Below are 12,626 nucleotides of genomic sequence, written 5' to 3' on the forward strand. Positions count from 1 at the left end.
CCTATACGAAGCCGCGCCAGACCAGCACGGCGCCGATCAGCAGCGCGAGCAGCAGAAACTGAAAGGCCAGCCCGGCCAGCCAGTCGAGAAACCGGGACCGGCGGAGACCCCGCCTGTCCCGCCCCTCCAGATGGCCCCGGCAGACGCGATAGGCGTGGTCGAGATCACGCTCCGCGATGCGTCCGGCAAGCTTCGGGTGACCGCGAAGGCGCTCCGCCTCTGCCAGCAGCCCGGCCTCTTTCCGCACATAACCCGGCACCACCCCGCGCGCATGCGAGAGTTTGTCGCCGAGAGTCCGGCCGCGCAGCCCTGCGCGCCGCGACAGCAGCGTGGAAATATCGCCCGCCCGGTCATCCGTCCTGCGCATCACCTACCTCGCGTTTCCGTGAGGAAACTAGTGCGCCCTGCGTTCGCAGCAACCCCTTGGCGGAACGCATGGCAGGCGATATGACGCGGATATGCTGAACACGATCATCACCGGCGAACCGGCCGAGAACCCTCCGCTCGTCATCGTGCATGGCCTCTTCGGCTCGGCGCGGAACTGGAATGTCATCGCAAAGCGCCTGTCGGCGGGGCGTCAGGTCATCGCGGTCGACCAGCGCAACCACGGCGACAGCGCCTGGGCCACGCCGCATGACTATCCCTCGATGGCCGCAGATATCGCCGAGGTGATCGGCGCGCATGGCGGCCGGGCCGATGTGCTGGGGCATTCCATGGGCGGCAAGGCGTCGATGATCCTTGCGCTTCAACAGCCGGCGCTGATCCGCCGGCTCATCGTCGCCGACATCGCCCCAGTGGCCTATCGTCACACGCAGCAGCCGCTGATCGACGCGATGAAGGGCCTCGACCTCTCCGACCTCACGACCCGCGGTGAAGCGGACAAGCGGCTGGCGGCTGGCGTCGAAGATCCGTCCACACGCGCTTTCCTGCTTCAGTCGCTCGACCTGCGCGCCGAGGGTGGCCCCCGCTGGAAACTCAATCTGGACGAGCTTGAACGCGGTATGTCGAATGCCGTGGGCTTCCCGGAAGTCTCCGGCCGGTTCGACGGCCCTGCCCTGTTTCTCAGCGGAGCCGAGTCCCGCTACGTCCGCCCGGAGATGCACGCGCGCATTCAGGAACTGTTCCCGAACGCGGTGTTCGAGGAGATCGCCGGTGCAGGCCATTGGCTCCACGCGGAACGTCCACGCGAGTTTGAGGCGGCTGCCGAGAAATTTCTTTCTTGAGCGGGAACTCATGCCCTTTCCCGAATGTTAGACGGCAGCATTCCAAAGGAGTATTCGACATGAAAAGCTCGCTTCGCCTTCTGCCGCTGCTGGCAATTCTCGGCCTTGCCGCGTGCAACACCATGGCAGGTGCTGGACGTGACATCCAGTCCGGCGGCGCCGCCCTCACCGGGGAAGCGCGGAAGACCCAGGCACAGATGTGAGCCGTATGACGAACTGAGAAAGGGCTGCCGCCGGGCAGCCCTTTTAATTGGCAAAGACCGATGACAGTTGAGCCGGACGATATTGCCATCCGTAGCTGGCTGTCAGAGGACATGCCTGCCTGCCTTGCGATATTCGATAGCAATGTGCCCCGCTTCTTTGCGCCAGCGGAGCGGGAGGCGTTCGAAACTCAGCTGCGGACCATGGATGCCGCGACCTATCTGGTGCTCATGTCCAATGGGCGGGTCATGGCCTGCGGTGGCGTCACCGTTGAAGCGCACCGGGCTGTTCTCTCCTGGGGCATGGTCGATCGCACCGCTCACGGCCAGGGACTGGGTCGGACGCTCACCGAGGCGCGACTCGCGATCGCGCGGCGCCTGCCGGACATTACAGAGATTGCTCTCGCCACGAGCCAGCACACCCGCGCGTTCTACGAGCGGTTCGGCTTCACCGCCGAAGCCATCACGCCCGATGGCTTCGGCGAGGGACTTGACCGTTGCGATATGATCCTGAAGCTACGGGCGTGACCGGGCGCAGAGCGCGCGGTCAGTTGTCCATCTTCAGCGCATTGATGAAGGCCTGCTGCGGGATCTCGACCTTGCCGAACTGCCGCATCTTCTTCTTACCGGCCTTCTGCTTCTCCAGCAGTTTCTTCTTCCGCGTCACGTCCCCGCCATAGCATTTGGCGGTCACATCCTTGCGCATGGCGGAGATGGTTTCCCGCGCGATGACGCGCCCGCCGATGGCCGCCTGAATCGGGATCTTGAACATGTGACGGGGGATCAGCTCCTTCAGCTTCTCCACCATCGCCCTGCCCCGCGCTTCCGCACGGTCGCGGTGCACCATGATGGAGAGCGCATCCACCGGCTCATCGTTCACCAGCACCTGCATCTTGACGAGGTAATCCTCACGATAACCCGCCATCTGGTAATCGAAAGAAGCATAGCCCTTAGTCACAGATTTCAGCCGGTCATAGAAGTCGAACACCACTTCGTTCAGCGGCAGGTCATAGACCACCATCGCCCGGCTCCCCGCATAGGAGAGGTCGAGCTGCTCGCCCCGCCGATCCTGACAGAGCTTCAGCACGTCGCCCAGATACTCGTCGGGCACGAGGATCGTCGCCTTGATCCGCGGCTCCTCAATATGATCGACATGGGTGAGATCGGGCATGTCGGCCGGGTTGTGCAGCTCCATCATGGAGCCGTCTCGCATATAGACGTGATAGACCACCGAGGGCGCGGTGGTGATCAGGTCGATGTCGTACTCCCGTTCCAGCCGGTCGCGGATCACCTCAAGATGCAGCAACCCGAGGAAGCCACAGCGGAACCCGAAGCCGAGCGCGGCGGAGGTCTCCATCTCATAGCTGAAGGAAGCGTCGTTCAACGCCAGTTTCTCGATCGCGTCGCGCAAAGCCTCGAACTCGGAGCTGTCCACCGGGAACAGGCCGCAGAACACCACCGGTTGCGCCGGCTTGAAGCCCGGAAGCGGTGTGTCGGTGCCCTTGCGCTCATGCGTGATCGTGTCGCCGACGCGGGTGTCGCGCACCTGCTTGATGGAGGCGGTGAGAACGCCGATCTCACCCGGGCCGAGTTCCGCGATGTCCACCATCTGCGGCTTCAGCACGGCGAGCTTGTCCACCCCGTACAGCGCGCCGGTCTGCATCATCTTGATGCGATCACCCTTGCGGATCACGCCATCCATGACGCGGATCATGACGACAACGCCGAGGTAGGGATCGTACCATGAATCGACCAGCATCGCCTTCAGCGGCGCATCACGGTCGCCCTTTGGTGCGGGCAGACGGTGAACGATAGCCTCCAGCACTTCCGGAATGCCGAGACCGGTCTTGGCGGAGATCGGCACGGCGTCGGAGGCGTCGATGCCGATCACATCCTCGATCTGTTCCTTCACACGCTCCGGGTCGGAGGCCGGCAGGTCGATCTTGTTCAGCACGGGCACGATCTCATGCCCCGCGTCTATGGCCTGGTAGACGTTGGCGAGCGTCTGCGCCTCCACCCCCTGCGTCGCATCCACGACGAGGAGCGAGCCCTCCACCGCGCGCATGGAGCGCGAGACTTCATAGGCGAAGTCGACGTGGCCGGGCGTGTCGATCAGGTTCAGGACGTAGGTCTTGCCGTCCTTCGCCGGATAGTCGATCCGCACGGTGTTCGCCTTGATGGTGATCCCCCGCTCCCGCTCGATATCCATCGAGTCGAGAAGCTGCGCCTTCATATCGCGTTCGGCCACCGTCCCGGTCAGCTGGATCAGCCGGTCGGCGAGAGTGGATTTGCCGTGGTCGATATGGGCCACGATGGAGAAGTTGCGGATCAGCGAAAGCTCGGTCATGGCGCCATATGAGCGGGTTTCGGCAGGCGGTCAAGCGGGCGTCTGATTCGCGCGGGCGGAAGCCGCCCCAAGGGACCGATCTTGTAGCGAAGCGACGCTGGATCCACTGCATATCGCCTATGGCGGAAAGGTAGCGAAAAGGGTTCTGCCGTGCTAGCGTCATCGGATCAACAAATCGGGGGGCGAGACAACGCCACCCCAGGGCGAACGAGGACAGCAGCATGAAATACGTGATTCTGGCCATCGGCATGGCCGTCTCCGGTCTTGCCATCGCAACCGGAGCAGAGGCGCGCGGAGCGATAGAAAACGCCTGCCTTGGCTCAGACAGGGGCGCACGGGCGGGAGCCATGTGCAATTGCATCCAGCAGGTTGCCGACATGACCCTCTCCGGCTCCGACCAACGCCGCGCCGCGCGGTTCTTCAAGGATCCGAACGAAGCGCAGGAAGTCCGCGTGTCGAAGAAGACGTCCGACAACGAGTTCTGGACACGCTACCGCAGCTTCGGCACCGCCGCTGAGACATACTGCTCCCGCTGAGCCGCCGTCTTCCGCTGAAGCGATGCGACGAGACCCCTGCACCCGCGTTCGATGAGATCGAGCGCGTGATCGAAGCGGCCATCGGTGTAAGGGTCGGGGATCTGCACGCGAAGCCATCGCCCGGCATGTCGGAGCAGCAGGCCCGTCTCCGCCGATGACCCGGCGGGGGCCAGACGCCGAACGACAGCGAGATTAGCCCTGTCCATTGCGATCACATGATCGAAGGTGGAGAAATCTGCCGCGGCAAGCCGCCGGGACCGGATGCCTTCAAGACTGTAGCCGCGCGCCTCCGTCGCTTCGAAGGCCCGCAGATCTGGCGGCGCGCCCCCGGTCCAGACGCCGGTGCCCGCACTCTCCGCCAAGACAGCAAGCCCTGCTTCTGCAGCCATCCTGCGAAAGACCCCCTCGGCCATGGGGGAGCGGCAGAGGTTGCCATGACAGACGAAAAGGATGCGTTTGACCGGCATGAACGCCCTCCGGTTGTATCGTCATACTGCAGCACGCGCCCTGCCACCGCACAAGCCACCAAAAGCGAAAAGGGCGTCCCGGAGGACGCCCTTGCCACAGTTTATACGATACTCAGGCGTTCTTGCGGCGCCGGAGGAGAGCGATCGCCCCAAGCCCTGCGAGCGACAGGGGCAGCGCTGCGGGAAGCGGCACTGTGGAGATCGGCGGGATGATTTCGTCACCCACACCGAAGCGCACGTTGTCGATGTTATAGCCCGCGGGTTCATACCCCACGAGATCGAGGAACACCCCGGCGATCGCCGGTTTCAGGTCGTCTGTGACGAGACCAAGGAACTCGATACCGGTCACGGTGTTCACGACGGTTCCAAGGATGGAGCCGTCGCGCGCGAAAGCGGTGATGCCGGTGCTGCCCACGGCATCGAAGTAACCCGCTTCGAAGCCCACTCCGGTCTGATCTTCACTGAACAGAAGAGCGACCGGCCCATTGAAGCGGGGGGTGCCGCTCAGGGTGGGAGAGGTAGGAAAGGCGCCGTCCGTCGTTATGAACGCGGGCGGCGCGGTGTCGTCGAGCGTCAGCGGCCCTGTGGGCGAACCGACAATGCAGCCGGTAGGGGAAGCGCCGGGGCAGTCGGTGAAGGGGTCGGCGCTGATCGACTGGCCAACGAAGTATCCACCGGTATAGACCGTGGGAGAATCCGTACCCCCGCCATAGTCGGCGGGAGTGTAAACGGGATTTTCTGTGCCGTAGGCGAATTCGGAAAAGGTGAGCTTTCCTGCTGCGGCGGTAAAGTTATCTTCTGTCACGCGGATAACGGCAGCGTTGACAGCAAGGGGAGAAAGCAGAACGAGAGTGGCGGTAGTCGCAAGAATGGAAACGCGGGTCATTTTATAAAACTCCGATAATGCAAAGTACGATGACCGTGCAGCGAGACTACCACGTCCTTGTTAACCATAAAGTGAAATACAGTCGGTTTCCGGGAAATATTTAAAAGTATGCGCGACAGGAGCATAGACATGCGTATCGTCATCCTGACGGGGGCGGGGATCTCCGCCGAAAGCGGGCTCAGAACCTTTCGCGATTCGGATGGTCTTTGGGAAGATCATCGCATCGAGGATGTGGCGACGCCCGAAGCCTTCACCCGCAACCCGCATCTTGTGCAGACCTTCTATAACGCCCGCCGCCGCACCTCGCGCGCGGCTGTGCCCAACCTCGCCCATGCGGCGCTCGCGCGGCTGGAGGCGATGCTGCCGGGTGAGGTGATGATCGTCACGCAGAACGTCGACGACCTGCACGAACGGGCAGGATCGCGGAATGTGCTTCATATGCACGGATCGCTGGAAGGAGCGCTCTGCGCGGCCTGTGCCCATCGTTGGGCAGCACCTGCGATCATGGCGGTAGAGGAGGTCTGCCCGGCCTGTGGCGCGCCGGCCGGACGCCCGGATATCGTGTGGTTCGGAGAATATCCCTATCACATGGAGGAGATCTGGAACGCCCTCCGGAAGGCGGAGATCTTTGTCGCCATCGGCACCTCCGGCAATGTCTATCCGGCGGCGGCCTTTGTGCAGGATGCGGCCCGCGCAGGCGCATATACGATCGAACTCAACCTGGAAGCTTCCGCCACCCATTCGGATTTCGATGAGACGCGGCAAGGCCTTGCCACCGAGATCGTGCCCTCCTGGGTAGAGGAGCTGCTGAAGCGCTAGAGCCCGAGCACATCCGCCATCGTGTATTCTCCGGGCGCCTTCCCCTGCCCCCAGAGCGCGGCGTGCAGCGCGCCCCGCGCAAAGATCGCGCGGTCCGTGGCGACATGCCGGAGGATCACGCGCTCTCCCGGACCGGCGAAGATCACGTCATGCTCGCCCACGACATCTCCGCCCCGAACAGCGGAAAACCCGATATGGCCCGGCTCCCGAGCCCCGGTGATTCCGTCGCGCCCCCGGTCAGAGACATCGGCGAGCGCCACGCCACGCCCCTCCGCCGCGGCCTCTCCCAGCATCAGCGCGGTGCCGGAGGGTGCGTCCACCTTGTGGCGGTGATGCATCTCCACGATCTCGATATCGAATTCCGGCCCCAGTGCCTGCGCCACCTTGCGGGTCAGGCCGAGCAGCAGGTTCACGCCGAGGCTCATGTTACCTGCGCGAATGATCGTCGCATGGCGCGCGGCGGCGGCAATCCGGGCCAGATCGCCGGCTTCCAGACCGGTGGTCCCGATGACATGGACGGCACGCGCCTGCGCGGCCAGCGCGGCGAATTCCACGGTCGCGGCCGGAGAGGTGAAGTCGATCACCGCCTGCGCTCGCGCGAATGCGGGCAAGGGGTCGTCCTCGACGATCACGCCCACCGGATCGCGGCCCAGCAGACGGCCGATATCCTCACCCACCGCCGCACCACCGGGCCGTTCCAGGCCGCCCACCAGCCGCATGTCCGGGCTGTCGAGCACCAGGGCCGCGAGCGTCCGCCCCATCCGCCCGGATACCCCCGTGACGACCACGCCGGGCCGGGTTTCGCCTGCTTCGAGTTCCGTCATCACGCCCTCCGTTTGCCTCTCCCTAACCGGCAGGCGCAGTCTTGGCAAACCGGCGCATTGCGGGCGGCCCTCGCATGACCTAGATGGAGGATCATGGCACAGAAGCGCACACCTCGGGATTCACACAGGGGCTCCGGCCCCTCGCAACGCCAGCTCCGTGTCGGCGAGCTGATCCGCCGCACCTTGTCGGAGGTGCTGGCGCGCGGCGACATCCATGATCCGGACCTGTCCCGCATGTCGATCACCGTGGCGGAGGTCAGCACCTCCCCCGATCTGCATGTCGCGACGGCCTATGTCATGCCGCTCGGCGGTGCAGGACAGGAGGAGGCTCTGGCCGCCCTCCGCCGCAACCGGCATGAGCTTCGCCGCTTGGTCGCTTCCGGCCTGTCGCTGAAATTCGCGCCGGAGCTGCGGTTCACGCTGGACGAGACCTTCGACCGGATGGACGAGACCCGTCGCCTTTTCGCCCGCGATGACGTGCGCCGCGATCTGGAGAGTGATGAGGAAGACGACAGGGACGATGACCGGCAGGATTGAGGGGCCCTTCGCGCCTGTCCTGCTCTTCCTCGCCGCCCTGATGAGCCTCATCCCCGTTGCTGCTCCCGCAGCAGCGGCGCCCTGCGAGCGGATGACGTTCGAGGGCGAGGATTACGTGCTGTGCACCGTGCCAAAGGGCGCCGACCTTCGCGTGTGGCACAGTGATGCCTCCGGCAGCCTCTATGGCTCTTTCCGGCGGATCGACAATGACCTGCGGATGGAGGGGCGGCGTCTCGGCTTTGCCATGAACGGCGGCATGTATCACGCCGACCGTGCGCCTGTCGGGCTGCTTGTGACGGAAGGCGTCGAGCACACTCCCCTCGTCACAGGCGCGAGCACGGGCAATTTCGGCATGCTGCCGAATGGCCTCTTCTGCATCGGCGAGAGCGGCTTCGCCGTTGTCGAGAGCCGGGCCTTTGCCCGCCATCCCCTGCCCTGCAGCTTTGCCACCCAGTCCGGGCCCATGCTCGTGATCGACGGCAAGCTGCATCCCCGTTTCCTGCCCGACAGCGACTCCCGCTTCATCCGCAACGGTGTCGGTGTCCGCCAGGATGGGACTGCGGTATTCGCGATCTCCGATCGACCCGTGACCTTCTATGAGTTCGGCCGGCTGTTCCTAGACGGATTGAAGACACCGAACGCCCTTTACCTCGACGGCAAGATCTCCCGGCTCTATGCCCCCGCGCTCCGGCGCAACGACTTCGGCTTTCCGATGGGCCCGATCCTCGGGCTGGTCACGGCGGAGAACGCCGACGATTGACGACCCGGTCCGCGGGCGCTAGCAAGCCCGCTTTCGGAAACAGGGAAGGAGCGGAGCTTGGCACGGCGCAAGGGACGCAACATTTCGGGTTGGCTCGTGGTGGACAAGCCTGCGGGCATCACCTCCACCGCGGTAGTCAACAAGGTCCGCTGGGCGCTTGACGCAAAGAAGGCAGGCCATGCGGGAACGCTCGACCCGGCAGCGACAGGGGTTCTCGCCATCGCCTTGGGAGAGGCGACCAAGACCGTGCCCTATGTCACGGACGCGCTGAAATGCTACCGCTTCTCCATCCGCCTCGGTGCCGCGACGAACACAGACGACGCGGAGGGAGAGGTCATAGCCACTTCCGCCAATCGCCCGACGGATGCCGATATCGCCGCCGCGCTCCCGGCCTTCAGGGGAGAGATCATGCAGGTGCCGCCGCAGTTTTCCGCTGTGAAGGTGGACGGCGAGCGCGCCTATGCGCTGGCGCGCGAGGGCGAGGAGATGGAGCTCGCCGCCCGCCCGCTCTGGGTCGAGAGCCTTGAGATCGTTCTGCGGCCCGATGCGGATCACGTGGAACTGGAGATGGTCTGCGGCAAGGGCGGCTATGTCCGGTCGATCGCACGTGATCTCGGGCAGGCTCTGGGCTGCTACGGCCATGTCGAATGGCTGCGCCGCGTCTGGTCCGGGCCGTTCGAGGCCGAGAAGGGCGTCACCATGGACCGGATCGAGGAGCTGGCCCGGAAACCGGAGCTGGACGCCCTCGTCCAGCCGCTGGAGGAGGGGTTGGAGGATCTGCCGGAACTGCGGGCGACGCCGGAGGGTGCCGCCAGACTGCGCAACGGCAACCCTGGCATCGTCCTTCCCACTTCCGATGTGGAATATGGGGAGGAGGCATGGGCCTCCTTCGAGGGGCAGGCGGTCGCCGTCGGCACCTACCGGAGCGGTGAGCTGCATCCGGTGCGCGTCTTCAACCGGGACTAACGATCAAGGGCGGCCGTGATGGCCGCCCTTTTCACTGTTACAGCCGGTCGCCCTGCGGGCCGGAGGGCGAAGCATCCGAATGCTCCGGATGACGCCGGTTGTACATGATCGAGGACCACAGCGAGATCCCGATCAACGCCGCGCCCCCAAGCCCGGTGATGACCTCCGGGATATGCACGAGCGACTGCACATACATGATGACCGACAGGATCAGGATCGCGTAGAACGCCCCGTGCTCCAGGTAGCGGAAATGGGCGAGCGTGCCCTTCTCCACCAGCATGATGGTCATGGAGCGGACATACATCGCCCCGATGCCCAGACCGATGGCAATGACGAACAGGTTGTTGGTGAGCGCGAACGCTCCGATCACCCCGTCGAAGGAGAAGCTGGCGTCCAGCACCTCAAGATAGATGAAGGCGCCCAGCCCGCCCTTGGCGGCGGCCGACATCGTCTCCTCGCGCTTGTCCAGCACACCACCGACCACCTCCACGAGCAGGAAGGTCAGAAGACCCCAGACCGCCGCGTGAAAGAAGGTGTTCGCCGCGACCGGGCCAAGGTCCGGATCGGACTGGATGATGCGGGAGAAGGCCAGCATGATGATGAGAACGACCGCGATCTCGATCCCCTTGACGGAGGAATAGCGCGCGGCCTTTTCCTCAACCCACCTGACCCAGTGCACGTCCTTCTCGTGGTTGAAGAAGAAGGTCAGGCCGACCATCATCAGGAAGGTGCCGCCGAAGGCCGCGATGGGAAGATGCGCATCATGCATGATGCGGGAGTATTCCTCGGGCTGGCTCGCCGCCATGACGAGCGCCTGCCAGGGGCCGACCTTGGCCGCGATGACGACGATCAGCAGCGGGAACACGATCCGCATCCCGAAGACGGCGATCAGGATACCCCAGGTCAGGAAGCGGTGCTGCCACTCCGGGGTCATGTCCTTCAGCTTGTTCGCGTTCACGATGGCATTGTCGAAGGAGAGCGAGATCTCCAGCACCGCCAGCACACAGCAGATGAAGAAGACCGACAGCATCCCCTGCGTCGTCCCGGTTGTCTGCCAGCCCAGCCACGCGCCCAGCCCGAGACCGAGTGCCGTGACGATGAAAGCCCATTTGAAATAGGAGAGCGTGTTCTTGTGGCTCGCGTCGCTCATCCGCGCAGCTCCCCGTGGCCAAACGCGCAAGCGCAGGCCCGGCCCGCCGCTGCACGACCGTTGGTCGCGTTGTTCATGTGTTCATAGTTCCGCCGGCTGTTTCCACAGCGGCACCGACATCGCGAGAGCGCCGATGAACTCTCGCCAGAGGGGCCCGGTACCGGTTTCCGCACCGGGAGCTTCCCCTCCGGCGCTGCGCAAACACGTAGCAAAACACCGTCCTGCGTCAACCTGCCCCATGCATGTTTTTTGATCTGCCGTGATCCCGCGTGAAAACCGGCAGGAGAGTCTTGCGTGAAGGCGACGCTTTGTCGAAGAAAATTGCTTCACGCACATATTATAAGCTTCTCCGCTTCAGAAGCGCCCACAAAATGTGCATCTCAGGTGGGGCGGTTGGCGGCTCTTCCAGAATCCTTTGCCGGCTGGCAGCGGCGTGGCAAGGCTCCGTCATCCCGCCGGAATGCGGGACCGGGATAACGCCGCGCCATTGCGGCGGACCGCGGGACAACAACAACGGGGGGAGACGAACGGCGGTCGCGTGCGGCGCGTCGTGCGGACTGCCGCCATCGACCGGGAGTATTGAACAGAATGAAATTGGGACAATCCCTTCTGGCGGCAGCAGCGCTGGCCGCCGTCTTTGGTGCGCCTGTTCGCGCCCAGGAAGACACGATCAAGGTCGGCATCCTGCATTCGCTTTCCGGCACGATGGCGATCTCGGAGACGACGCTGAAAGACGTCATGCTCATGCTGATCGAGGAGCAGAACGAGAAGGGTGGCCTGCTCGGCAAGAAGCTGGAGCCGGTCGTCGTGGACATCGCCTCCAACTGGCCGCTCGCTGCGGAGAAGGCGCGGCAGCTGCTGGAGACGGACAAGGTCGCCGCCGTGTTCGGCTGCTGGACCTCCGTCTGCCGCAAATCCGTGCTGCCGGTGTTCGAGGAGCTGAACGGCCTGCTCTTCTACCCGGTCCAGTATGAAGGCGAGGAAAGCCAGCGCAACGTGTTCTACACCGGCGCGGCACCGAACCAGCAGGCGATCCCCGCGGTCGACTATCTGGCCGAGAACGAGGGCGTCGAGCGCTGGGTTCTGGCGGGGACCGACTACGTCTATCCGCGCACGACCAACAAGATCCTTGAGCAATATCTCAAGGACAAGGGCGTCGCCGCCGAAGACATCATGATCAACTACACGCCCTTCGGCCATTCCGACTGGCAGACCATCGTCTCCGACATCAAGAAGTTCGGCTCAGCCGGCAAGAAGACGGCCGTCGTCTCGACCATCAACGGCGATGCGAACGTGCCCTTCTACAAGGAGCTCGGCAACCAGGGCATCAAGGCCGAAGACATCCCCGTGGTGGCCTTCTCTGTCGGTGAGGAAGAGCTCGCCGGGCTCGACACCGCGCCGCTGGTCGGCCACCTCGCAGCCTGGAACTACTTCATGTCGGTGGACACACCTGAGAACGCGGCCTTCATCGAAGGCTGGCACAAGTTCATCAAGGACGAAAAACGCGTCACCAACGACCCGATGGAGGCCCATTACATCGGCTTCAACATGTGGGTGAAGGCGGTCGAGGCCTCTGGCACCACAGATCCGGACGCGATCATCGAGAACATCGTCGGCGTCGCAGTACCGAACCTGACGGGCGGCATCGCCTCCATGGGCGAAAATCACCACGTCACCAAACCAGTGCTGGTCGGCGAGATTCAGGCGGACGGCCAGTTCGACGTGGTCTGGGAAACCCCCGGGCTGGTTCTCGGCGACGAATGGTCCGATTTCCTGCCGGAATCGAAGCCGCTGATCTCGGTGTGGCGGGCACCGCTGAACTGCGGGAACTTCAACACCGAAACCAAGACCTGCGGTGGCGCCAACTGATCCGCTTGTCGCGGCGCGCGCCTTTCCGCGCGCCGCATGTAT

15 protein-coding genes are annotated in these 12,626 nt (G+C 64.1%); 9 read left to right on the forward strand and 6 right to left on the reverse strand.

Features of this window, described 5'->3' with window-relative positions; all coding sequences use genetic code 11:
* Position 1 precedes the first annotated feature (1 nt).
* Positions 2 to 367: a hypothetical protein gene (locus tag CN97_RS02875; RefSeq protein ID WP_035706647.1), complete on the reverse strand. Its 366-nt coding sequence runs from the start codon at positions 365 to 367 to the stop codon at positions 2 to 4.
* Between the two features lie 91 nt (positions 368 to 458).
* Between CN97_RS02875 and CN97_RS02880 the strand changes: the two genes are divergently transcribed.
* Genes CN97_RS02880 through CN97_RS02885 form a run of 3 tightly spaced genes read left to right on the forward strand, consistent with a single transcriptional unit; the run spans position 459 to position 1,951 of the window.
* Entirely contained in the window at positions 459 to 1,223 is a 765-nt protein-coding gene (locus CN97_RS02880; RefSeq protein WP_035706650.1) for an alpha/beta fold hydrolase, read from the forward strand.
* Positions 1,224 to 1,282: 59 nt separating this feature from the next.
* Positions 1,283 to 1,426 (forward strand): entericidin A/B family lipoprotein, encoded by a 144-nt coding sequence (locus CN97_RS20100; protein ID WP_084683951.1) that lies wholly within the window; start codon positions 1,283 to 1,285, stop codon positions 1,424 to 1,426.
* A gap of 60 nt (positions 1,427 to 1,486) precedes the next feature.
* Positions 1,487 to 1,951, forward strand: coding sequence for a GNAT family N-acetyltransferase (locus CN97_RS02885; protein WP_035706652.1), 465 nt, complete (start codon positions 1,487 to 1,489; stop codon positions 1,949 to 1,951).
* A 19-nt stretch (positions 1,952 to 1,970) separates the two neighbouring features.
* On the opposite strand, the gene lepA is transcribed toward CN97_RS02885, so the two are convergent.
* Positions 1,971 to 3,770, reverse strand: a complete 1,800-nt coding sequence (lepA, locus tag CN97_RS02890; RefSeq protein WP_035706654.1) for a translation elongation factor 4 — start codon at positions 3,768 to 3,770, stop codon at positions 1,971 to 1,973.
* Between the two features lie 221 nt (positions 3,771 to 3,991).
* Between lepA and CN97_RS02895 the strand changes: the two genes are divergently transcribed.
* A complete protein-coding gene (locus tag CN97_RS02895; protein WP_035706657.1) occupies positions 3,992 to 4,306 on the forward strand; it encodes a hypothetical protein in 315 nt (104 codons plus the stop codon).
* Here the strand turns inward: CN97_RS02895 and CN97_RS02900 are convergent.
* A complete protein-coding gene (locus CN97_RS02900) occupies positions 4,261 to 4,773 on the reverse strand; it encodes a low molecular weight protein-tyrosine-phosphatase (protein WP_051910914.1) in 513 nt (170 codons plus the stop codon). The genes CN97_RS02895 and CN97_RS02900 overlap by 46 nt on opposite strands.
* 112 nt (positions 4,774 to 4,885) lie before the next feature.
* The gene (locus CN97_RS02905; protein WP_035706658.1) at positions 4,886 to 5,659 is read right to left on the reverse strand and encodes a VPLPA-CTERM sorting domain-containing protein; all 774 of its coding nucleotides are present in this window, start codon (positions 5,657 to 5,659) and stop codon (positions 4,886 to 4,888) included.
* Between the two features lie 129 nt (positions 5,660 to 5,788).
* On the opposite strand from CN97_RS02905, the gene CN97_RS02910 reads away from it, so the two are divergent.
* Entirely contained in the window at positions 5,789 to 6,478 is a 690-nt protein-coding gene (locus CN97_RS02910) for an NAD-dependent deacylase (RefSeq protein ID WP_035706659.1), read from the forward strand.
* Here the strand turns inward: CN97_RS02910 and dapB are convergent.
* Positions 6,475 to 7,302: a 4-hydroxy-tetrahydrodipicolinate reductase gene (gene dapB / locus CN97_RS02915; protein WP_035706660.1), complete on the reverse strand. Its 828-nt coding sequence runs from the start codon at positions 7,300 to 7,302 to the stop codon at positions 6,475 to 6,477. The two genes, CN97_RS02910 and dapB, sit on opposite strands and share 4 nt — an antisense overlap.
* A 93-nt stretch (positions 7,303 to 7,395) precedes the next feature.
* Here dapB and rbfA point away from each other — a divergent pair, with 93 nt between their 5' ends.
* The 3 genes from rbfA to truB are packed head-to-tail and all read left to right on the forward strand — an operon-like array spanning position 7,396 to position 9,565.
* Positions 7,396 to 7,839 carry a 30S ribosome-binding factor RbfA gene (gene rbfA / locus CN97_RS02920; protein ID WP_035706662.1) on the forward strand — a complete coding sequence of 148 codons (444 nt, stop codon included), beginning with the start codon at positions 7,396 to 7,398 and terminating at the stop codon, positions 7,837 to 7,839.
* On the forward strand, positions 7,823 to 8,599 hold the full coding sequence (locus tag CN97_RS02925; protein WP_407059727.1) for a phosphodiester glycosidase family protein: 777 nt from the start codon (positions 7,823 to 7,825) through the stop codon (positions 8,597 to 8,599). The genes rbfA and CN97_RS02925 overlap by 17 nt, the downstream gene beginning before the upstream one ends.
* A gap of 57 nt (positions 8,600 to 8,656) precedes the next feature.
* A complete protein-coding gene (truB, locus tag CN97_RS02930; RefSeq protein ID WP_035706664.1) occupies positions 8,657 to 9,565 on the forward strand; it encodes a tRNA pseudouridine(55) synthase TruB in 909 nt (302 codons plus the stop codon).
* Positions 9,566 to 9,602: 37 nt separating this feature from the next.
* Here truB and CN97_RS02935 read toward each other — a convergent pair whose 3' ends face one another.
* On the reverse strand, positions 9,603 to 10,715 hold the full coding sequence (locus CN97_RS02935; RefSeq protein WP_035706666.1) for a DUF475 domain-containing protein: 1,113 nt from the start codon (positions 10,713 to 10,715) through the stop codon (positions 9,603 to 9,605).
* A 588-nt stretch (positions 10,716 to 11,303) separates the two neighbouring features.
* Here CN97_RS02935 and urtA point away from each other — a divergent pair.
* Positions 11,304 to 12,584 carry an urea ABC transporter substrate-binding protein gene (gene urtA / locus CN97_RS02940; RefSeq protein ID WP_035706669.1) on the forward strand — a complete coding sequence of 427 codons (1,281 nt, stop codon included), beginning with the start codon at positions 11,304 to 11,306 and terminating at the stop codon, positions 12,582 to 12,584.
* Positions 12,585 to 12,626 lie beyond the last annotated feature (42 nt).

Source organism: Haematobacter massiliensis (assembly GCF_000740795.1).
In the GTDB taxonomy this organism is placed as follows: Bacteria; Pseudomonadota; Alphaproteobacteria; order Rhodobacterales; family Rhodobacteraceae; genus Haematobacter; species Haematobacter massiliensis.